General features: G+C 55.7%; 21 protein-coding genes. 9 read left to right on the forward strand and 12 right to left on the reverse strand.

Annotated elements, in window-relative coordinates:
• Nucleotides 1-25: 25 nt before the first annotated feature.
• The 12 genes from C7534_RS22080 to C7534_RS22135 form a co-directional block, all read right to left on the reverse strand.
• Nucleotides 26-856, reverse strand: coding sequence for an ABC transporter permease (locus C7534_RS22080; protein WP_046028114.1), 831 nt, complete (start codon nt 854-856; stop codon nt 26-28).
• A complete protein-coding gene (locus tag C7534_RS22085) occupies nt 853-1776 on the reverse strand; it encodes an ABC transporter ATP-binding protein (RefSeq protein ID WP_109787032.1) in 924 nt (307 codons plus the stop codon). The genes C7534_RS22080 and C7534_RS22085 overlap by 4 nt, the downstream gene beginning before the upstream one ends.
• On the reverse strand, nt 1773-3080 hold the full coding sequence (locus tag C7534_RS22090) for a nitrous oxide reductase family maturation protein NosD (RefSeq protein WP_109787033.1): 1308 nt from the start codon (nt 3078-3080) through the stop codon (nt 1773-1775). The genes C7534_RS22085 and C7534_RS22090 overlap by 4 nt, the downstream gene beginning before the upstream one ends.
• A 27-nt stretch (nt 3081-3107) precedes the next feature.
• A complete protein-coding gene (nosZ, locus tag C7534_RS22095; protein WP_109787034.1) occupies nt 3108-5027 on the reverse strand; it encodes a TAT-dependent nitrous-oxide reductase in 1920 nt (639 codons plus the stop codon).
• Nucleotides 5028-5081: 54 nt separating this feature from the next.
• The gene (gene nosR / locus C7534_RS22100) at nt 5082-7262 is read right to left on the reverse strand and encodes a transcriptional regulator NosR (RefSeq protein WP_442963225.1); all 2181 of its coding nucleotides are present in this window, start codon (nt 7260-7262) and stop codon (nt 5082-5084) included.
• A 110-nt stretch (nt 7263-7372) separates the two neighbouring features.
• Nucleotides 7373-8761 (reverse strand): oxygen-independent coproporphyrinogen III oxidase, encoded by a 1389-nt coding sequence (gene hemN / locus C7534_RS22105; RefSeq protein ID WP_109787036.1) that lies wholly within the window; start codon nt 8759-8761, stop codon nt 7373-7375.
• Between the two features lie 21 nt (nt 8762-8782).
• Nucleotides 8783-10123 carry a coproporphyrinogen III oxidase gene (locus tag C7534_RS22110; protein WP_109787037.1) on the reverse strand — a complete coding sequence of 447 codons (1341 nt, stop codon included), beginning with the start codon at nt 10121-10123 and terminating at the stop codon, nt 8783-8785.
• A 114-nt stretch (nt 10124-10237) separates the two neighbouring features.
• Nucleotides 10238-10681 (reverse strand): CopD family copper resistance protein, encoded by a 444-nt coding sequence (locus C7534_RS22115; RefSeq protein ID WP_077430438.1) that lies wholly within the window; start codon nt 10679-10681, stop codon nt 10238-10240.
• Nucleotides 10682-10714: 33 nt separating this feature from the next.
• Nucleotides 10715-11176, reverse strand: coding sequence for a molybdopterin synthase catalytic subunit MoaE (gene moaE / locus C7534_RS22120; protein WP_046028125.1), 462 nt, complete (start codon nt 11174-11176; stop codon nt 10715-10717).
• 4 nt (nt 11177-11180) lie between these two features.
• The gene (locus C7534_RS22125; RefSeq protein WP_046028126.1) at nt 11181-11426 is read right to left on the reverse strand and encodes a MoaD/ThiS family protein; all 246 of its coding nucleotides are present in this window, start codon (nt 11424-11426) and stop codon (nt 11181-11183) included.
• Complete coding sequence (gene moaC / locus C7534_RS22130) at nt 11423-11896, reverse strand: cyclic pyranopterin monophosphate synthase MoaC (protein WP_109787038.1); 474 nt, start codon at nt 11894-11896, stop codon at nt 11423-11425. Before moaC ends, C7534_RS22125 begins: the two co-directional genes overlap by 4 nt.
• Before the next feature lie 347 nt (nt 11897-12243).
• Entirely contained in the window at nt 12244-12891 is a 648-nt protein-coding gene (locus C7534_RS22135; RefSeq protein WP_109787039.1) for a hypothetical protein, read from the reverse strand.
• Nucleotides 12892-13462: 571 nt separating this feature from the next.
• On the opposite strand from C7534_RS22135, the gene C7534_RS22140 reads away from it, so the two are divergent.
• The 9 genes from C7534_RS22140 to C7534_RS22185 all read left to right on the forward strand — a co-directional run bounded on the left by C7534_RS22140 (nt 13463) and on the right by C7534_RS22185 (nt 19941).
• On the forward strand, nt 13463-13669 hold the full coding sequence (locus C7534_RS22140) for a hypothetical protein (RefSeq protein WP_046028130.1): 207 nt from the start codon (nt 13463-13465) through the stop codon (nt 13667-13669).
• A 150-nt stretch (nt 13670-13819) separates the two neighbouring features.
• On the forward strand, nt 13820-14500 hold the full coding sequence (locus C7534_RS22145; RefSeq protein ID WP_046028131.1) for a DUF3313 domain-containing protein: 681 nt from the start codon (nt 13820-13822) through the stop codon (nt 14498-14500).
• A 147-nt stretch (nt 14501-14647) separates the two neighbouring features.
• On the forward strand, nt 14648-15109 hold the full coding sequence (locus tag C7534_RS22150; protein ID WP_046028132.1) for a hypothetical protein: 462 nt from the start codon (nt 14648-14650) through the stop codon (nt 15107-15109).
• Nucleotides 15110-15126: 17 nt separating this feature from the next.
• Nucleotides 15127-15468 carry a hypothetical protein gene (locus tag C7534_RS22155; protein WP_046028133.1) on the forward strand — a complete coding sequence of 114 codons (342 nt, stop codon included), beginning with the start codon at nt 15127-15129 and terminating at the stop codon, nt 15466-15468.
• 875 nt (nt 15469-16343) lie between these two features.
• On the forward strand, nt 16344-17165 hold the full coding sequence (locus tag C7534_RS22165; RefSeq protein ID WP_109787041.1) for a winged helix-turn-helix domain-containing protein: 822 nt from the start codon (nt 16344-16346) through the stop codon (nt 17163-17165).
• On the forward strand, nt 17162-17644 hold the full coding sequence (locus tag C7534_RS22170; RefSeq protein ID WP_046028136.1) for a hypothetical protein: 483 nt from the start codon (nt 17162-17164) through the stop codon (nt 17642-17644). The genes C7534_RS22165 and C7534_RS22170 overlap by 4 nt, the downstream gene beginning before the upstream one ends.
• A gap of 297 nt (nt 17645-17941) precedes the next feature.
• Nucleotides 17942-18205: a hypothetical protein gene (locus C7534_RS22175; RefSeq protein WP_109787042.1), complete on the forward strand. Its 264-nt coding sequence runs from the start codon at nt 17942-17944 to the stop codon at nt 18203-18205.
• 172 nt (nt 18206-18377) lie between these two features.
• The gene (locus tag C7534_RS22180; protein ID WP_109787043.1) at nt 18378-18773 is read left to right on the forward strand and encodes a hypothetical protein; all 396 of its coding nucleotides are present in this window, start codon (nt 18378-18380) and stop codon (nt 18771-18773) included.
• A gap of 199 nt (nt 18774-18972) precedes the next feature.
• Nucleotides 18973-19941 (forward strand): helix-turn-helix domain-containing protein, encoded by a 969-nt coding sequence (locus tag C7534_RS22185; RefSeq protein ID WP_109787044.1) that lies wholly within the window; start codon nt 18973-18975, stop codon nt 19939-19941.
• Nucleotides 19942-20085: the final 144 nt, after the last annotated feature.

Consider the following 20085-nt stretch of genomic DNA (forward strand, 5'->3'; position numbering starts at 1 on the left):
TGTCAGGTGCTCCAAAGGTATGAATTCAGGTCGCCCGTCGACGGAACAGCAGCCAGGCCGAACCCAACGGCGCCGCTACCCACAACAACAGACACAGCCAGAGCATCGCGCCCGGCATCGGCAGATCACTGCCGAGCGTCAGTACGCCGGCCGTACTGACGCCGGTTTCAAAACCGGAAAGATTGATCAAGCGATAGACGTCGGCAGGATTGAGCAGCAGCAACCAGGGCAATACCTGCGGGTTGAAATGCCCTTCGCTGAGCACCAGCAAGGCCAGCAGCGCCAGGTCAAACACCAGCACGAAGAAAAACCACACCCCCAGCGCGAGTCCGGCCGCCGTGGATTTTTCGGCCGACACGCTGCTCAGCACATACGCCAACCCCAGAAAGCCCCAGCCCAATAGCGTCGACGACAGCATGAAGCGTGCGAACGCCCAGAACAGCAACTGCAGTTCGACATCCTCCACGCAGACAGCGATCGCCAGCATCGCGCAGCCGAAACCGATCAGCGTGGCCAGCGCCAGGATCATCCCGTGGCCAATAAACTTGCCCAGCAGGATGTGCCCGCGCCCCAGCGGGTAGGTCAGCAACAGCAGCAACGTGCCGCTTTCGTCCTCACCGACGATGGCGTCATAGGCCAGCAGCAAAGCAATCAGCGGCATCAGGAACGTCGCGAGGCTGGCCAGGCTGGCGATGGTCGCCGGCACCGAGGTAAAGCCCAACTGACCGGAAGCCGCGGCGCCCAGCCAGGCGATGCCGGTGGCCAACACTGCGAACAACAGGCTGATCGCCAACAACCAGCGGTTACGCAAACCGTCGTTGAACTCTTTGCGGGCCATGTTCCAGATCGGATTCATGCGATCTCTCCAGTGGGGCGCGTGCCGGCCCGCCCCATGTAAAAGCGGTAGATGTCTTCCAGGGAGGGTGGGTCGATTTCCACGTCCGCCGGCTCGTCGTCATTGAGCAATTGGCGCAACAGATCGAGTTTGTTGCCATTGAGCGCCGCCACCTCCAGGCCTTCCACGCCCCAGCGCTGAGTGACGTGCCCGGCATTGTTCCAGGATGCCTGCAAAGGCCCGGCGTGCTTGAGCCCGTTGGCGCGAATCAGCGTCGGCAACCCGGCTTCCTCGCGCAGGCTGCGCAGACTGCCCAGCGCCAGCAGACGCCCCTGGGTCAAAATCGCCGCACGGTTGATGTGCGCCTCGACGCCCGGCAACACGTGGGAACAGAGAATGATGCTGGTGCCCTGGTTGCGCAGGCGGTCGAGCAACCGGTACAGGTCTTGAGTGGCAATGGGATCGAGGCCGACCGTCGGCTCGTCGAGCAGCAACAAACGCGGTGCGCCGAGCAAGGCTTGCGCCAGCCCCAGGCGTTGGCGCATGCCCTTGGAGTAAGTCTTGACCCGGCGATGCGCCGCGCCCGCCAGGCCGACTTCCTCCAGCAGCACGTCCACCTGAGCAGGCGCGGCGCCTTTGAGTCGGGCGAAATGGCGCAAGGTCTCCAGGCCACTCATCTGCGGATAAAAGGTCACGTTCTCCGGCAAATAACCCAGCAGCCGTCGAACGTGCGGGTCACTGGGCAAGCGGCCAAACACCCGGACTTGCCCTTCGCTGGCGGTCAGCAGGCCCAGCACCAGTTTCATGCTGGTGGTCTTGCCGGCACCGTTGTGCCCGAACAAACCCAGCACTTCACCTTCGGCCAGGCTCAGGTTCAACTGATGCAACACCGTGGTGTGCCCATAGCGTTGGCTGACGCCTTCCATGTCGATGACATTCATGCAACGGGCTCCTTGGTCAGGGGTTCAGTGGTGGGTTTCATCAGCGGATGGCTGTCCAGTACACCCGGCGACTTGATCACCGGAAATGCCCTTTGCACCCAGCGCAACAGCTCGATCCCGGGACTGTTCATCAACAGCCGCACTTGTGGATACAGCCACAGCAGGCGGTCGACATTGTCGTTGGGTTCGTAGGCGATATCGCCCAGGCCATCGTTGTTGCGGTCCCAGCCCAGGTAGTCGCTCCAGAAATTGCCCCGGCCATCCACCGACCATTCCTGCAAGCGGGTGGCAACGTATTTGACCTGCCGTTGGTTGCCGACAAACGCGTTGTCGGCGATGCGGTTGTCTTCGGAGCCGGCGGTGAGGTGAATGCCCACGGCGCTGTGCTCGAAATGGTTGTGTTCGATGCTGTTGAACAGCGAGTTGTAGATGAACAACGCCTTGCCCTCGGCACCGCTGATCATGCTGTCGCCGGTCGAGCCGTCGCGCACGTCGGTGACGAAATTGTCGCGCAAGGTGGAGTAAGTGATGTAGTTCATCAGGATGCCGTAGTTCTGATCCTGTTCGGAGCGGTTGCCGATCACCGTGAGCTTGCGGCTTTGCATCAAGGCATAGCCGGTGCGGGTGCGGCGGGTGATGTTGCCGATCAGCCGGTTGTCGTTGGCGAACATGTAATGCACGCCGTAACGCAGGTCCTCCAGGGTATTGCCCTGCAGCAGGTTGCCGTTGGACGTGTCGATGTAGATGCCATCGCGGGTGTCGCGCACCTGGTTGCCAATGACTTTGGCACCATGCACCGCATACAGATGAATGCCATTGCCACGATCCTGCGATCGCAGCGTCGGGTCGCCCTGGATGCGGTTGTCGATCAGGCTGGCATCCTGCGTACCGTCGACCCAGATTCCAAATCCCTGGCCTTGCATGCGATTGCCCTTGATCACCACGCCACGGGCCTTGGGCTGGATGAACACCGCCGCATTCATGGCGGTGAGATCGTGCCCCCAATCCAAAAACGTGCAGCCCTCGATCACGACATCGGGCGCACTGATGATGATCCCGTTCCCCTGCCCTTGCGCCTGAAAGACGGCACCGGGCTCGCAAACAATTTGCATCGGTTGATCGACACTGAATGTGCCACGGTACTCGCCTGCCGGCAGGTGCCAGCGTTGTTCAGCGTCAACCCGCAACGGTAGCGTGGTGACGGGTTGAACTGCCGCCAGCGCACTGCCTGACATCAACAGGAGCAACAACGCAAAGACGTTTATCCCGCAACCACGCACTGGGGTGTCCTTGATGTCGGCCATGGGTTCGCTCCTGTCGATTGGCAACGGTCAGGCCCGCTCGACTTTCATGCGGCCGACCATTTCCATGTGCAGCGCATGGCAGAACCAGCTGCAGTAGTACCAATGCAAGCCGGCCTTGTCGGCCGTAAACGTAATCGACGAGGTTTGCTGCGGACTGATCTCCATGCTGGCGCCATGGTTGGTCATGACGAAGCCGTGGGAGACGTCTTCGATCTGGTCGATGTTGGTGATGGTCACCGTGACTTCGTTGCCCTGTTTGACGGTGAACTCGGGCAGGCCATAGGCCGGCGCCATGGACGTCATGTAGACCCGCACATGATTGCCGTCGCGGATGACCTTGTTGTCGGTCTCCAGATTGATCCCGTCTTTCTTGGCCAGTTCTACGGTGGCGGCGAAGAACGGGTCGTTACGGTCCCAGATCTTTTTGGTCTTGATCTGGTCCCGGCGCGCCAGGATGCAATCGTGAGGTTCGGCAAATGCGGGACCGTCGTGCACCAGCTTCATTTCTTCGCCGGAAATATCGATCAGTTGATCGTTTTCCGGGTGCAGCGGTCCGGTCGGCAGGAAGCGGTCCTTGGAGAATTTGCACAACACCACCAGCCACTTGCCATCGGCGTCACTGGTTTCAGTCAGCGAGGCATGGTTATGGCCAGGCTGGTACTGCACGTCGAGCTTCTGCTTGATGTAATTGACCTTCTCGCCTTTGTAGGCGCGTACCGCTTCGGCCATGTTCCACTTCACCACCTGACTGTCGATGAACAGCGTGGTGTAGGCGTTGCCGCGACCGTCGAACGTGGTGTGCAAAGGCCCCAGGCCCAGTTCCGGTTCGGCGACAATGACCTCGCGCGGGTCGCTGAACTTGTCGGCGAACAGGTCGTCCAGACGGTCAATGGCAATCATCGAGACGGTGGGCGAAAGCTTGCCGTTGGCAATGAAGTACTTGCCATCGGGAGAGGTGTTCAGGCCGTGCGGGTTCTTCGGAACCGGGATGTAGCGGGTGAACTCGGAGTCTTTGCCATCAGTCTTGCGACCGTCGACCACGGGCACTTTCGAGCCTTCCAGGGTGATGAACTTGCCGGCCTTGATCGCGGCTTCGATGCGCGGAATGTTGTACACCACGACCCAGTCGCGCTCATTACGCATCATGCCGCCCAAGTCGTAGGCTTTTTCCGAGTTGTAGCAGGTGGAAGCGGCGTACTTGCCGGTGAAATCGGCGTCGGTGTTGTCCAGGTTGCCGTCGACGATCACCTGGAAAGCCATCTCCATCTTCTCGGCGTCAATGGCGTTGAACATCGTGAAGCTGTTCTTGTCTTGCAGATCGAAGGTGTGGCCGTCATTAGGGTGCGGAATGACAAATTCGGCATTGGCGAACACGTACTTGGTGTAAGGCACTTTTTGCAGTCGCAGGCCATGGATGGCTTGCACATTCGGCACGGTGAGCATCTTGTCGCACTTCATGATGTCCAGGCGGATGCGCGCGACACGGGAGTTGGCCTTGTCGTTGATGAACAGGTACTTGCCGTCGTACTTTCCGTCCGTCATGGAGATGTGCGGGTGATGGCAATCGCCGTTCTGGAACTTGGCGCTGTCGCCCAGGATCCGCTTGCTTTCGTTGGTCAGGCCCCAGCCGGTGGCGGAGTCGACGTTGAACACCGGGATGCGCATCAACTCGCGCATCGACGGCACGCCCAACACGCGCACTTCGCCTTGATGACCGCCACTCCAGAAGCCGTAGTACTCGTCCAGTTCACCGGGGCCGACATGGATTTTTGCTTGCGCATCCTTCACCGCCGCCGCCCAGGACTCGCGACTGAACACCGTGCCGCCGAGGGTCGCGGCCCCCGCCAGCACCGCGCCGGTGACCGCACTGCTGCCAAGAAAACCGCGACGGCTGAGCCCCGCCTGCTCTACTTCTTCACCGGGCTTTGTGGATTCTGAGTCAGTCATTTTGTCTACTCCTTGAAGGGAAAAACGGTCTCCGCGGACGTGCGCTCGCCAGGTTCATTCAGCAGCCGTCACTTCCACGACAGGGATCAATTGCGCCGCCACGGGCGCCGATTTTTCGCGTTTCCTGCGCTTGTTGATCAGCGGCGGGCATTTGTTTTCGTTGTGATAGGTCATCTGGCAATCGAGGCAGTAATGGCACTCGTTGGCATTGATCCGGCCATCCGGGTGAATCGCCTGGATCTCACATTCCTTGGCGCACAACTGGCATGGGTTGCCGCAGTCCTTGCGGCGCTTGAGCCAGTCGAACAGACGCAATTTCGTCGGTATCGCCAACGCCGCGCCCAATGGGCAGATGTAGCGGCAATAGACTTTTCGGGTGAAGAGATTGATGACCAGCAATGCCACCGCGTACAGCACGAACCACCACTGGCGGTCGAATCGCAGGGTGATGGCGGTCTTGAAGGGCTCTACCTCGGCGAACAGTTCGGCGCTGGACATCGACTCCAGGGACAGGCCGAAGAGCAGCAGCAAAATGATGTACTTGATCGCCCACAGCCGCTCATGGACCGCGAAAGGCAATTCGTATTGAGGGATCTTCAGCTTGCGCGCGGCTTCGTTGATCAGCTCTTGCAGCGCGCCAAACGGGCACAACCAGCCGCAGAACACCCCACGGCCCCACAGCAAAATGCTCGCCGCGGTGAACACCCACAGCATGAAAATCAGCGGATCGGTGAGAAACAGCTCCCAGCGGAAGTGCTCGAACAATGCATGGACAAACGTCAGGACATTGACCACCGACAGCTGCCCCAAGGCATACCAGCCCAGAAACACCACGGTAAAAAGCAAATAACCGCGACGCAGCCAGTGCATTAAGCGCGGCCGGCGAGTGAGTTTGTCCTGCAGGAACAGGATCGCTGTCAGCAGCAGCAACGCGCTGGCCAGTACGCCAATCTGAAAGTACTTCTGGTACCAGATGGTCAACCACATCGGCCGTTTGGCTTCTTCGATGGCGGCCAGTTCTTCGGCGCTGGGGGCTGGTCGCTCAAGGTAGAGTTCGGGCAATTGGTAGGCCAGTTCGAAACTGCTGAAGGTGCCGCTGACCGGACCGGTCTGACGCCGCACCAGCAACTCCAGGGACCAGGGCGACCCAGGATCGAAACCCGCCTGTTTGCGCACAATGAACACCGACATTTCAGTGAATTCGGGCATGCCCTGGGCAAACACGTCGGACAGCCGCTGATGGTCCATGTCGCGAAAACTGATGACATTGCCGAACTGGCGCAATTGCACCCGATCGAAAATCCCGCCGCGCACATAACCCGAGCCTTTATAGGAATACAGCCCGCGCCCGAGCACCGCGATGGCCTGCTCGCCGGGTTTGAGGTCCTGCATGAGGAAGCGATATTGATTGTCGCCCAACAGCGCGCGGCCAATGGTCGGCGGGTTCAAGTCGGCGGTGTACAGCTCGATAAAGGTGTCATCGAGGTGCTCCGGGGTGGCGTTCTCGACGCCTTCGGCATCGGTGCCCTTGAAGGCGGCATCGACTTGCCCGCGGGTCAGGCTCAATCGGCGAATGGCCCCGTTGCCGGTCAATTGCTCCCAGGTGGCGGGTTCGAAAAAATCCTGGCGCACGATGGCGGGCTTGTTCACCCGGGCGCCCTTGTCCTCAATCAACTTGAGCGAGACGGCGACTTCATGGGCGGCCCGCATGATGACTTCGTTGACCACCATGGCGGTGACGGTTGCACCGGCGATGGCATCCACGGTGACCGCACTCGGGTCGCTGGAATGGCCGACAACCACGCGCTGATTGACGCTGATCCCTGTGTATCTGGCGCTGAAGTCATGCAGTTTTACTTCGGGAATGCCGATCAGCAGAATCGGCTCGTGGTGCTCCAGCACATAGGCATCCTTGATCACACCGGCCGTGTCGAGGATCACCTGGGTATTGATCGGCTTGCCCGAGTAAGCCGGAATGTCCACCACATCCAGGCTCTGGAAAACGTAACCGATGACCTTGCCGGCCGTCGACAACGTGCGCACTTTGAAGGTGCCTTGCGGGTCGGAGACCGAATCGGTTTGAGGGAAGACCTTCTCGATGCGCTGCTGCTCGATGTCACCGTATGACTTGGCCTGCACCACCGCGAACGTCGCGATCATCAGCAACAGCATCACCGCCAGCCCGACGCTCCAGACGCGCAGGTTGCCAGGTTTCGAAGGCGGGTGGGTTGTCATGGCTTCGCTGATTTCAAGGGGCCTGACGGTCATGGTAGGGAGCGTTTCGTGCCCTGCCCTTGATTGAGATCAACTTGCCGGTATTCCTTGTGCCAGAGCGTCCCGCTGCTTCAAACGGTGCGGGAAAACTGACCTTTTTGTTCGCCCCCCAGGTAGGCGTCAAATGCCATCGCGGCACTGCGCATCATCAAATGCCCTTGCGGCAACAGCACCAATTCGTCGCTGTGAATCTGCAAGAGTCCATCACGCACATGCTCGTCCAGTTGCGCCAGCGCCTCGGCAAAATACTCGGTGAAGCAGATGCCATGGCGCGCTTCGAACTTGCCGAAATCAATCCGGCCATGGCACATCAGGTCGCTGATCACTTCGCGGCGCAACAGGTCATCGGCGCTCAAGTGGTAACCCCGATGCACCGGCAACAAGCCTTGATCGATACGGGCGTAGTACTGCGAAAGCTCTTTGACGCTCTGGCTGTAGCTGTCGCCGACCTTGCCGATCGAAGACACGCCGAGGCCGATCAAGTCGCAGTCGGCATGGGTTGAGTAGCCCTGGAAATTACGTTGCAGGGTGCCATGGGTGCGGGCCAGCGCCAGTTCATCCTCCGGCAGGGCGAAGTGATCCATGCCGATGTAAACATAACCGGCCTCGGTCAGACGGCGGATGGTCAGTTCGAGCAACTCCAGCTTGCGCTCCGGTGGCGGCATGTCTGCCGGACGAATCAACCGTTGCGCCCGCACCAGTTCAGGCAAATGGGCGTAGCTGTAGGCCGCAATCCGGTCAGGGCGCAGGGCGATGATCTTTTCCAGGGTGGTGTCGAAACTCTGCACCGTTTGCAGGGGCAAGCCGTAAATCAGATCAACGCTGATCGACTTGAATTGCGCCTCACGCGCCGCCGCGACCAGCGCATAGATCTGCGCTTCGCTTTGCTGGCGATTGACCGCTGCCTGCACATCGGGATCGAAATCCTGCACGCCGAAACTCAGGCGATTGAAGCCCAGTTGACGCAATGACTGGATCTGCTCCGTGCTGATGGTGCGTGGATCGACCTCGATGGAAAACTCGTGATTATCGCTGTCGTCCATATCGAACGCCTGATGCAGGCAGTCCATCAGGTCGGCCAGTTGCTCGCTGGTCAGGTACGTCGGCGTGCCCCCGCCCAGGTGCAGCTGCGTGAGCTTGCGCGTGCCGTCGAACAAGGCCGCCTGCATGGTAATTTCGCGCTTGAGGTAGGTCAGGTATTCGACCGCACGATGGGTTTTCTGGGTGATGATTTTGTTGCAGGCGCAGTAGTAGCAAAGGCTTTTGCAGAACGGAATATGGATGTACGCCGACAGCGGTTTGGGCGACGCCGCCTGGTTGCTGTCGTGAACTGCGCGCTGGTAGTCGTCGACGGCAAATGCCTGATGAAACTGCGGCGCCGTCGGATAAGAGGTGTAGCGCGGCCCCGGACGGTCATACTTTTCGACCAGGGCTCGATTGAAATCGAATGAAGGCTTCATGATCAATCAACTCGCAAAGGGTTAATGCCTTGCACTGCCCGAATCCTTTTCAAACAGACTGCAGATGGCATCCACTTCCGGCCGGCCGGCGGGAAGAATGCTGATGAAACGGTCTGACAATTCAATCAACCCATCACGATTCAATTGCTCCAGCAACGGCCAGACCGAGGAGAAGTACTGGGGGAAACTCAATCCGTAGCGCCTCTCGATGGCACGAATATCCAGTTCCTGATCACACGACAGTCGCTCCATGACCGTGTGCCTGATCTGGTCCCCCGCCTCGAAACGCCAGCCCCGGCAGGTCGGCAATTGCTCGCTGTCGAGTTGTTGCTGATACTGTTCAATTGAATCAGTGTTTTGCGTATACACCTCGTCGATCTGACTGATGGCCCCCAGACCAAACCCGACGTGGTCGCAATAACCGTGACGGGTAAACCCCTCGCAGGTACGACGTAACCGGCCTCGCTCCTGGGCAATCGCCAGGTCATCATCGGGCCGGACAAATTGCCCCATGCCAATGTAGTGATACCCCGCGCCAAGCAATCGCTCGAAGCAGATCTGCCGCATCGCGCTCTTGTCGTCCTGGCTGCACGGGGTCCTGGTCGTATCCCCCCGCCCGGACCGATAGCGCCGAGGTGGCCGGGCGTAGTCGAACACCATGAGCCGGTCCGGCTCCAGCTCGATGATCGTCGCCAGTTTCAGCGCGAAACTGTCTGGCGTTTGCCAGGCATGACCAAAACCCAGGTCAACATTGATGGAGCGAAAGCCGAAGGTGCGCGCAGCGTCGATCAATGAATGGATGGGGGCCGGGTTCTGGTAACAGTCCATCGACAGCTCACTGTCGGCACCGATATCCGGAACACCGATGCTGACATGGCTGAACCCCTGGTCGCGCAACACCCCCATGGTCGCCCAATCAGTATGGTGCAGATCAACGTCGACGCTGTAGTCGCCACTCTCTTGCCTGAGAAAATTGAACCGACCACTTAGATGGCTCATCAAGCGCACGACATGGGACGTCGCAGGTGTTCCGCCCCCCAGGTGAAACCGCTCGACCCGCTGCCCTGCCCCCAAATGGCAACCCACCAGGTCAATCTCATGCTCCAGACGCTTAAGGTACTGCTCGATACCGCGCTCACAGGTAGCATCGTGCACACAGGACGATGGCCTGAGGGTGCAAGGCAGCCAGACACTCAAGGCCAGGGGGCGCTGCTTCTGACGACTGCCGCGCAAGGCACGCAGCAAATCCAGTGAACCGATGCCGTCATGAAATTTTTGCGTGTCGGTGGGGTAACCGGGGTCGAGAACGCCTTGGTCGCTGCGAACATTCAACTCGCCGGGGGTGTGAAATAAGTCGAGCATGCCGGTTCTCCGTGGCTGGCTGCGAACCGCTAGTGTCGGAGTTTGACGATCGACGCACCTTGATTTGCATCAAGCCCGATCGAAGCGTTCAAACCGCCCGCCGGACAACACCGGTCACCACGCCACGTAAAACATTGCCTTGGCCAGCAGGACAATGGCGACCATATGGCAGAACAGGCTGCCATGGATCAATTGCACGTATCGAGCCTTCATGCGGTCGCTGTGAAACAAGAACATGGCCACCAGAAAATGCAGCAATACACTGACGGCGAGCACTATTTTCAGCATCAGCAATGTGCCGAATGCAGAGGCCAAGGGTGCGGCCAGGACCGGCAGATAGCGCAGCCACACCATGCCCAGCCCCGCACCGAACAACACCAGCAGAACCCAGGGCATCAGGGTCCGGGCCCGGCGGCCAATACCCTGCTCGACCAGCAGCATGACCCTGGCGGGCAAGTGTTTGCGGATACTTTCTAAAAACAGGACTTCGAAGAACACCGTGCCGATAAAGATCAGCGCAGCGAATAGATGCAAGATTAAAAATGGCAGGTAGAGCATAGGATTCTCGCTCTCTTTTCAGCTGGATATGATTCAGTCAGGAATGCCGCGATCCCATCGTTGTGCCGCCTCGCGATCACTGTCACGGGCCTCGACCCACTGCGAACGATCGGCCACCTGTTCTTTTTTCCAGAACGGTGCGCGGGTTTTCAAGTAATCCATCACGAACGCACAGGCATCGAAGGCCGCCTGCCGATGAGCACTGCTGACACCGACAAAGACGATCGGCTCGCCCGGTAGCAGTTCGCCCACCCGATGAATGAGCACCAGTCCAAGCAGCGACCAACGCTGCCGGGCTTCATCGGCAATTTTTCCAAGCGCTTTTTCGGTCATGCCGGGGTAATGCTCAAGAAACATTCCATCGACTTCGTTCCCGGCATTGAAGTCCCGCACATAGCCGACAAAGCTCACCACGGCGCCAACACTCATACTCGACGCCTGCAGCGCGTTGATTTCGGCACCGGGGTCGAAGCCTGCGGTCTGAACTCGAATCACCGCCTCACCCCCCTGTCACGGTGGGGAAAAAAGCCACTTCATCACCGTCGCTCAACGGCTCATCAAGCCCACACATGTCCTGGTTGCGAGCGCACATGAGATTGTGTTCGGCCAGTACTTGCCAGACTCCGCCACGATGAGCCAAATGTTCACGCAGCTGGTTAAACGACGCGAATGCACCTTCAATGGTTTCGCCATCGACGCCCAGCGTTTCGCGATAACGCGAAAAATACAAAATAGTCAGTTTCATTGGTTCGGCGCCTGATACCGACCGCTCTTTCCGCCCTGCTTCTCCAGCAAGCGCACAGATTCGATCGTCATGCCCCGGTCCACCGCTTTGCACATGTCATACAGTGTCAGGGCCGCCACACTGACCGCTGTCAATGCTTCCATCTCGACCCCTGTTTGCCCGGCCACCTTACACCGCGAAACAATGCGCACACGATGTTCGCCTTGAACACTCAGTTCGACGGTGACGCTACTCAAGAACAGTGGATGGCACAGCGGGATCAACTCGCTCGTGCGCTTGGACGCTTGAATACCGGCAATGCGTGCGACCGCGAAGACATCGCCTTTAGGGTGACCACCCCGGACAATCAACTGCCGTGTTTCGGTTTGCATCCGTACCCAGGCTTCGGCCACCGCCTCTCGGCAGGTCACGCTTTTATCGGTGACATCAACCATCCTCGCGTGCCCCTGCGAGTCGAGATGGGTCAGCATTCCTTCATTCATGAGCGTTAGCCTTGTACTGGGCCCCAGAGGTGCCGGACGGATTCGGGAAGCCGTCCGGTCCCTTGGATATCGGCTTATGAGCAGAATACAGAGCAGGCGAATACACGCGGTTGACACCAATCAAGAAACCCGAGAATCGGTGATGACGCAACGGCGTGCCATTGAGGGGGGACTGCTGAACGTTTTGCCCGACCGCTGAGGTGGGTCCGGCGTTCAGGTTTTCGGGGGCTCAAACGACAGAACCTCCGGGTGCAGGCCTGATTCAGACTTGCACCCGGAGGTTCAGTGGCTTTCGGACGGGGGGCTCGTGCGCAAGACTTACACGCAGAACCGACTTAGCATGCGTTTGCTACTGTCCCCAGAGGCGCAACGGCGTAGTCCTGTTGTCTTGCTCGCTGAGTCAACACCAGCATTGCCAGGAAGCCGAGTGCAATCAGTATCGGATAGGCCATCAACAGTTCGGAAAGCGAATATTTCCAGGCCAATGGGCGACCGACGCCCAACATGGCGGCATACATCCAGGACACGGCTGACAGCGAGCCGCAGAACAGCGCCATCATGCGTGCGCTGAATCCGAGATGGAGCAAGGAACCGGCCTTTTGCAGCGCTGGCAGCACCAGGCGATGCAACAAGACGCCGTTGTAAGTCAGCAGTGTGACGATAATCACTTTGGCCTGCAGCTTTGGATTCATGAAGTAATTGGCACCTTTTTCCAGGTAGTCAATACCGACGATAGCGGCACCGGTTACCCACAAAAATATCAATGCGACGACGACAGACTTCTGAAGACTTTCCATGTGAGCATTATCATGCTCGGTGAATACCTTTCGTTTTAACAGGTCTCTCACCATCGCAATATCACTGGTCAACACCAAACCAATAGCGACACAACAGGCCACCAAATGGACGTAAACAACACCTAGACGCAACAGCTCCATAAATTCTTTATTTTCGAGCAGGCTCATGATTGTATTTATCGCCACGGTATTCTCTCCAACTTATTCAGCAGTAAAGATCAACTATCCGCGGGTTATCATTTATTAATAACCCTGCACAACTTTACTGATACAAGACAAGCCAAATCATAAACTTGGCAATGTTAACCTCATTGATTCGCCTGGCAAATCAACGATCGGTTTGTGTGCTGCCTCCTGATTTTCGGATAAAAAAATCCCCATCTGCATTCAATGCATATGAGGTTCAATTTCCACTTCTTTTTTGCGGCTACACGGGCAAGTCATGGCTGACGTGCTGAAGAATCAGAGGCCAAAGACGCGACAATGTTCATTTTTTAGGCAAAAGCCCGACAAACGGTGTGGAATACGGAAACGCAGACATCGACGTTATTGGATCAACTTTCCCGTCAGCCCGTATGGCAACTGGGCTGCTTGTTTACATGAACTTATAATATTGTCTCATTGGATCCATTAGTTGCTACTCCACTCACAACACCCGCAAGAGAGAGCGACTCTCATCTAGAGCCACTCTCAACTAAACAGTCATACTTTTTTACATCAAAAAAACGCACTTGATAATCGACGCGAGCAGTAATGGGTGAACACCATCAGTCCGGGCACCCTTTTCACCCATCAGGCGCGGGAGAAATTGAGCGGCCCACGTGGCGAAGACACGCGGCTCATGGGCTCCGAAGGCACATTCATTACCGGCAGCGATATTTTGATGGCGCGGGGCTTCACGGCTCGCGCAGCCCCATGGCATGAGGTCGGTCACGCTTTCTCGGTGAAACTTAATAGTTTTTAAGGGTTATTGATTCGGATTATCCAGCGGCTGCAGGCAGCATCCGCCCCGCATTGACCGACGTGCAAGCATCAGTTTTGTTTCGCTCAGGTCGGTATCGGGGGGCCAGGTTGGAACCTGAATGAAAACTTTCATCACATGAGAAAAAAATACATGACCATGTCGAACAAATGGATTGCGGGTATTGCCCTGAGTTGCGTGTTTCAGGTCGGCTGTGTCTCGAAGGTCGCAGAGCAAGAACAATTTTCGGGCTTCCTGGCCAATTATCAGGGTCTGGAAGAGCAAACGACACCGAGCGAAAAGAAAGTGCTGCGCTGGATAAAGCCTGGGTTTGATCCTCACGCCTATTCCACTGTCGTGTTCAAGCAGGTAGAGCTGTACCCGGCACCGAAACCGACCGATCGCATCAATCTGCAAACCCTGCAAGACGTACAGACTATGGCCAGCAACAGCGTCCGGAACGCCTTCGCGCCCTCGTACACGATTGTTTCGGATGCACGACAAGCACCGGCCGGTTCACGAACTTTGATCTTGCAGGCGGCGATCACCGAAGTCGGCGCCAAGAACGAGGGCATGCATTGGTATGAGGCTGTACCGATCTCGGCAATCGTCGGGGCAACACAAGCCGCCACCGGGCATCGCGACCAGACTGCCGAGCTGTTTATCGAAGCCGACCTGATCGATGCCAAAACCGGTTTGCCGGTCGCCAAGGTGGTACGCAAAGTGTTCGGCGAGACCTTGGATAATGAGAGCCAACCCATTGCCTCCAAGGACTTCAAAGCCGCGCTCAAAGACATGACGAGCGACATGCAGGCACTGCTTTCCAAGCAGTAACAATCGCGGGATACCCCATCGCACACGCTGAATCGCGGCCATTCATTGTCATGAATTGCATTGCGAGCAGACATGCATGGGGTTTTTTGCGTCTGGCCTGATCAAACCGTCAGGCCATGTAACGACGACTAACGAGAGTCCGACTTGATGAAAATACTGACCTCAACCTTATCGGCCTTTGTATTGCTCGCCAGTTCTGCTGCTTCGGCGGTGACGGTGGTGCCACTCAAAAGCCAGACGTCCCAGACAATCCAGCAAGACACCAGCGCCTGCCAATCCCAGGCCAACGCTCAATTCCCGATACAAAACACAGTGCCATCCGGTGGCCGGGTAAAAGGCGCTGCCACCGCCGCAGTCGCCGGAGCCACTGCAGCGCAGGTTCGGGGCAACCAACATGACAACGTCTATGACCAGATCGACGACGATATCAAGCAAGACTATCGCCAGAACCGTGCCGGAAGCGCCGCAGCTGCCGGCGTGGTGATCGGAGGATCAAGACAACGTCAGGAACGCAGACAAAACGCTGGAACCACCGACCAAAGCATCGCCGCCAACAACTCCGTGTACAGCAGTTGCCTGCAACAGCGTGGCTACAACGTTTTGCCTTGAACGTGAGGACCCTGTCGATGCGTCTTTTATTTATCCCAGTAATGACCTTTAGCGCCCTGCTATTGGGCGGTTGTACTAACGCTCCGAATGACCCGACCTCAACGTTGCTAACAGACAAGTCGCCCGAACAATATGTCGATTGCGTCGTCCCGAAGCTGGAGAACCATGAACTCGATCCTGCCGTGTCCCACAGCGAGCGCAGTTCCAGGGTCGTGGTGTCGAGTAAAGTAGCCGTAGACAAAGTGCTTGAGACTTACAAGACACAAAAGGGTGGCAAGGTTTATCTGTACGAGCGTCAACTGCTCGTCTCAACCTTCATGCCCTCCAGCTTCGAGCGCGCCGCACTGGAATGCCTGTAGTCCTGAAAGACACCTTGGTGTCCTGGGTGCACACGCAAAGTGGCAGGTTAACGCTACAGCGTCACAGATGAGTCGATGTAATTACCCGGTCATGAGCGCCCCCCCACGTTTCTCCCTCCCTCTGAAATCGTTTTCTCCCTTCCCTACACCTGCCCTGCCCTCACCTGCACTCACTCAACTATCCGCCTCCAATGGCCTGGAGGCGCGTCTTCAACCTCCCGGGCCTGGGAGCGCTGGTTCAGGCTCCGTCACCCTCATGGGGCTCTATACGCGGCGCAACAAGACATAAAAAAACCCCACGTCCGCAATGAAGGGACGTGGGGCAAAGGGATATGAAACGAGAGGTGAGGATCGTTTGCGCCACGACAAACAAACCACGAAAGCAGTTTGCGTCCACGCTCCTCAAAAACCATTTAAAACTGCCGTGAACCTGATGCAAAGTTAATAAGTATCAAAAATGATTGTTAGCCATTTGAGGCGCGCCAATCCGTTGTCATTGATAATTTGCAAGCGCAATCAAGCGCGTAAAGTGACAATCAAAGCCTGTCGCGCAAATGGGAATCAGTTCAGCCGAAGTGCAACATTAAGTTAAAATAGTAGGCCGTCCCGCCCCCGGCCTCGCACTTTTCGGATAGCGCGAATGACGCGTACCCAGCATCATCATTGCCCCCGATTGAAACCCCGTGGATTACCCTTGCTTGATTCCAGTGATATTTTTGATGGGCTTTTCCAGCACTGTCTAGTGGCTCACTCTGCACCTTCTGCGCTTGCCCGCTCATAGCCTTTCATCTCTCCGGCAAGACTGTAACGCGTCAAATCCAGCCTATCAAAACCGTCTCTATACTCAGCCAGAACCACCTGAACGGAGGACCCCCATGCACTACGCCTTCAAGTTGAAAAATGGTGCCATGGCTCTTTTCGACCCAGACACCGCCTTGCTTTCCATCACGACACCCTATGGAGATGTACAAAACTCCACGATAGGTAGAGCTGAATCCCGTCTACTGGACCTGCTGCTCAAGGAACCCGGTCAGACCAAAAGCCGTGAAGAGATCATCGACTACACCTGGAATGACCGCGTCGTTGCATCGGGCAGTTTGAATCAGGCTGTTTTCTCCCTTAGAAACATTCTCAACGACAGTCGGGACCATGAGATTTTGATGACGGTTCCTCGAAGAGGATATTGCTTCAACCGTCACTATGTCGTCGATGCACAGGCAGACTTGCCGACGCCCGCAGAAGAAGCCGGGCAACCTGTTGCGCCTGCCATTGAAGAGCCTGCGCCAACAAAAACCGATGAAATTCTGGTGCGGCCAGCGGAAACTAAAAAATCAACTTACATTACAAAAATCCAGTCAGTCGGCTATGTATTGACCTTGGGGGTATGCGCCTTCACTGGTTTCCACTCTGGATTCGACACACCCAAAATAGAAATCTCCAGCGTTAAACAGAACGAATTAGTCATCCATGCCGTTGGCCACAGTGTCGCGGAAGCTGAAACACTGAGGGATCTGTCAGCTAAGCAGGTACAACAGTTTTCACCTAATTTGAAAGGGCAGGTCTGGTTGAATTTGTTTAAATCAAACTATTCCGTTTCATGTGTTCGCCCGGACCTAAGCACTGCAAACTTACAATTGAACAGCAACCAAAAAGACCTCGCATTGATTATCCAGCAATGTTTGGAGGCAACCCTATGAAGCCAAAAATACCTGCAATTTCACACTGGATAGTGCTTGGCATCATCAACGCCGCCTGTATTTTTTCGTTGAACTATTCGCCGTCCTACTACATGGAAAATATCAGTTATCAAACCATTACCCGTCAATGGCTTGAAGATTCCAACCAACTCAACACTGAAGAATATCTAACCATTGGCCACGGTCGGCTGACACAAACCACTCTGGAAAGCCTGAACGGAAAAATTCGTAATGCAACTATCTCCGCGGATGTCATCCGGGAAAGCAATCATCACGTTCAGATAAAAATCAGCAGCGTCAAACTTAGCCAGGACAACGAACTGTTCGCCATTGAGAAGACGCCGGATCTTTTTTTCAGACGCCAATATGTGTTGCAGGAAGGGGCCGTTTTAAATTACGAGCTTATCCCTACCGCCGAAAAAAACGCCGTCTGTTTCTATGTGCATGAACTTGGCCGTTTGCGTTGCATGAACCACTAATCCATCTCCAGAAAGGCCTTCACGTCAATTTGACCTGACACAGGCATTGATGTACCTGAGTCCAATGAAGTTGATTCAAACAAAAAATAATAATTACTAATTTGAATCAAACGCCCTCCCCCGTCAAAGTCGCCCCTCTAAAATTCCAAGCGCCGTGCCTTCTGCCACTCAGCAGATAGCCGGCTCTGCACTTCTCCAAACAAGCCTCATGACATTCGGTCAAGTTATGTTTCGTTTAAAACACCTTCCCCTGAGATACCAGGGGAAAACATACACTTTTTGCGAGCCGTCAATTCGATGATAACTAAGATCCTGGCAGCTCTGTCTCTGGCTGCAATACCCCTGCATTCGCTGGCTCACGATGAGTACTCTACCGGCAGCACGGAAATTGAATTCTATGAAATAGAAGTCAGTCCGAACGAAAAGCTGAAACTGTCGCACTTGAAAATCCACGCTGAGAATGAATTCCATGGCGACGAGGGAGAAGCTGATAATCCACTCCCTCCTCCCACACAAAACTTTACCAATGAGCGACAAGCGTTTTCGCTCACCCCGCTTTGATAAGTGCTCGGGCCGCCATCTGCGAATAGAGCGGCTACTTGAGCATCCCAAATATGAGTTTTTGACTTTGATAAGTCGCCTGGGAGCACGACTATCCACAGGCCAAGCCGTGGCGGTGATGCGGCTGACACTCTGCTCTGCCTGAAAAATCATTAATAAGGAAAGCACGTCAATGCAGCTAAAAAACTTCGCAACCGCATCGTTCGGTGTACTGCTTTCTCTCAAGGCCATGGCCTATGACGAGGAACCTTGCAGCGCCGACCAGATACGCATCGAAAGCAATCAAAAAATGCTGAACGATGAAAAATCTCGTTACAAGATTTGCACAGACTATCGTGCTGATGATTTTTTTGCCTTTGATGCAGCTGCCCTCGGCCCAACAAGTGAAAAAACGGCCATCTTTGGTTCGAAAATAGCGCCGGGCAAACTTCAAAGCCTGCTGGATTTACCAATAAGCGATGCGTACGTATTTTCAGCGGCGTTGGAGCTCATACCCGAGTCATTGACATCGATGCCTAAAACAAATGATAACGACATCGAAATCGTTTCAAGTGTCGTTGCCTCCTAGCCCATACCCCGAATGAGAGGATTTGGGAGTAACAAGATTGTTAAATCTCAGCGTCTGGTTTTCCGGGCGTCGCTGTCAAGGAGCGGTCAAATGGATCACTCGTCAAACTCTCTCGATCGGGTTTCTTTAGCTACTGACACCGCCGCCCCTGACAGCCATTGCCTGGCACAATCCATTTAGTTGAAGAGCGTTAAATTCCATGAGCATCCCTGATGAAGTCTTTCATATAACCTCTACTCCTGCGGACAACTCCAATAGAACGATTGGTCGCTGGGAGATGAGCCTCACCCCATCAGAGCATCAAGCAAGCATTCGGCAGCATAAGCTCATTCATAGCCCGAGACTCCAATGCAGCAGACTGGAATTTGATTCAGCGATCACGCTCATTAGCTCTGTTCCTGATGGCTTTGTAACCTTTGCCATTTCACAGGCTTCTGTAGGTCGGCCAACTGTAAACAATCATGAATTGCGCCCTAACGAAATCATCGTGCTGTATAGCGGTGAACCCGTGCATTACACCTGCGAACCGAATGAAACTCTTTTCACCCTGACCACGACTTTGGAACATTACGAGCAGTGCCTCGAAAATCACTCAACTGTCGATGTTCTTGCCTATCGAAAGGAACACCGCTTTCAGGCTGCCAATTTCAAATTAATGCAATCTGCCATTCAGGCCATCAACGCCTACTGCGTGAACGTCAATGACCCGCCTTTAAAACAACGTGGCTGCTCAGAAGTTTCAGCCATTGAAAGTGCGCTATTGATTTCGCTACTTCAGGCGCTGACACCTGTTGGTACCTTGGCGCTTAAAGTTCCGACGAGAAGAACGGTCGCAATAAAAGCAATAGAATACATTCACAAAAACACGAAAAAGGCGCTTAGCATGAAGGCGCTGGTAAAACAGCTTGAAACGACAACTCGCACTTTGCATCATGGCTTCGTCGAAACATTCGGTATTTCGCCGATCGCCTACGTAAGAAATTTAAGACTCGCCAATGTCCGCCGAGACTTGATCCGTAAAACCTGGCCAACGGTTACCGAAACCGCAATGTATTGGAACTTCCACCATTTAAGCCGTTTTTCCAAGGCGTATCATGACGCTTACGGTGAAACCCCTTCAGTAACGGCCAGGCGCAACTCTGCAAAACTGGCATCCTCCAGCCGCTGAATATTTAAAGCCACGGCGGCACAACTCTTGATCGAGAAAAATCTGACTCATGCGGATCGCTGCAGGACTTTTCATGCCCTGCAGCTGACGCACCTTTGAGCAACAGAAACATCAAAAATAACGATCAATAATTTTCATTCATCC

Source organism: Pseudomonas sp. OV226 (genome assembly GCF_003148705.1).
In the GTDB taxonomy this organism is placed as follows: Bacteria; Pseudomonadota; Gammaproteobacteria; order Pseudomonadales; family Pseudomonadaceae; genus Aquipseudomonas.

What these genes read in the sequence shown, in the direction of transcription:
- C7534_RS22080 (WP_046028114.1), bottom strand. Translation starts at nt 856, where the DNA reads ATGAATCCGATCTGGAACATGGCCCGCAAAGAGTTCAACGACGGTTTG.
- C7534_RS22085 (WP_109787032.1), bottom strand. Translation starts at nt 1,776, where the DNA reads ATGAATGTCATCGACATGGAAGGCGTCAGCCAACGCTATGGGCACACC.
- C7534_RS22090 (WP_109787033.1), bottom strand. Translation starts at nt 3,080, where the DNA reads ATGGCCGACATCAAGGACACCCCAGTGCGTGGTTGCGGGATAAACGTC.
- nosZ (WP_109787034.1), bottom strand. Translation starts at nt 5,027, where the DNA reads ATGACTGACTCAGAATCCACAAAGCCCGGTGAAGAAGTAGAGCAGGCG.
- nosR (WP_442963225.1), bottom strand. Translation starts at nt 7,262, where the DNA reads ATGACAACCCACCCGCCTTCGAAACCTGGCAACCTGCGCGTCTGGAGC.
- hemN (WP_109787036.1), bottom strand. Translation starts at nt 8,761, where the DNA reads ATGAAGCCTTCATTCGATTTCAATCGAGCCCTGGTCGAAAAGTATGAC.
- C7534_RS22110 (WP_109787037.1), bottom strand. Translation starts at nt 10,123, where the DNA reads ATGCTCGACTTATTTCACACCCCCGGCGAGTTGAATGTTCGCAGCGAC.
- C7534_RS22115 (WP_077430438.1), bottom strand. Translation starts at nt 10,681, where the DNA reads ATGCTCTACCTGCCATTTTTAATCTTGCATCTATTCGCTGCGCTGATC.
- C7534_RS22125 (WP_046028126.1), bottom strand. Translation starts at nt 11,426, where the DNA reads ATGAAACTGACTATTTTGTATTTTTCGCGTTATCGCGAAACGCTGGGC.
- moaC (WP_109787038.1), bottom strand. Translation starts at nt 11,896, where the DNA reads ATGCTGACCCATCTCGACTCGCAGGGGCACGCGAGGATGGTTGATGTC.
- C7534_RS22145 (WP_046028131.1), top strand. Translation starts at nt 13,820, where the DNA reads ATGACCATGTCGAACAAATGGATTGCGGGTATTGCCCTGAGTTGCGTG.
- C7534_RS22150 (WP_046028132.1), top strand. Translation starts at nt 14,648, where the DNA reads ATGAAAATACTGACCTCAACCTTATCGGCCTTTGTATTGCTCGCCAGT.
- C7534_RS22155 (WP_046028133.1), top strand. Translation starts at nt 15,127, where the DNA reads ATGCGTCTTTTATTTATCCCAGTAATGACCTTTAGCGCCCTGCTATTG.
- C7534_RS22165 (WP_109787041.1), top strand. Translation starts at nt 16,344, where the DNA reads ATGCACTACGCCTTCAAGTTGAAAAATGGTGCCATGGCTCTTTTCGAC.
- C7534_RS22170 (WP_046028136.1), top strand. Translation starts at nt 17,162, where the DNA reads ATGAAGCCAAAAATACCTGCAATTTCACACTGGATAGTGCTTGGCATC.
- C7534_RS22175 (WP_109787042.1), top strand. Translation starts at nt 17,942, where the DNA reads ATGATAACTAAGATCCTGGCAGCTCTGTCTCTGGCTGCAATACCCCTG.
- C7534_RS22180 (WP_109787043.1), top strand. Translation starts at nt 18,378, where the DNA reads ATGCAGCTAAAAAACTTCGCAACCGCATCGTTCGGTGTACTGCTTTCT.
- C7534_RS22185 (WP_109787044.1), top strand. Translation starts at nt 18,973, where the DNA reads ATGAGCATCCCTGATGAAGTCTTTCATATAACCTCTACTCCTGCGGAC.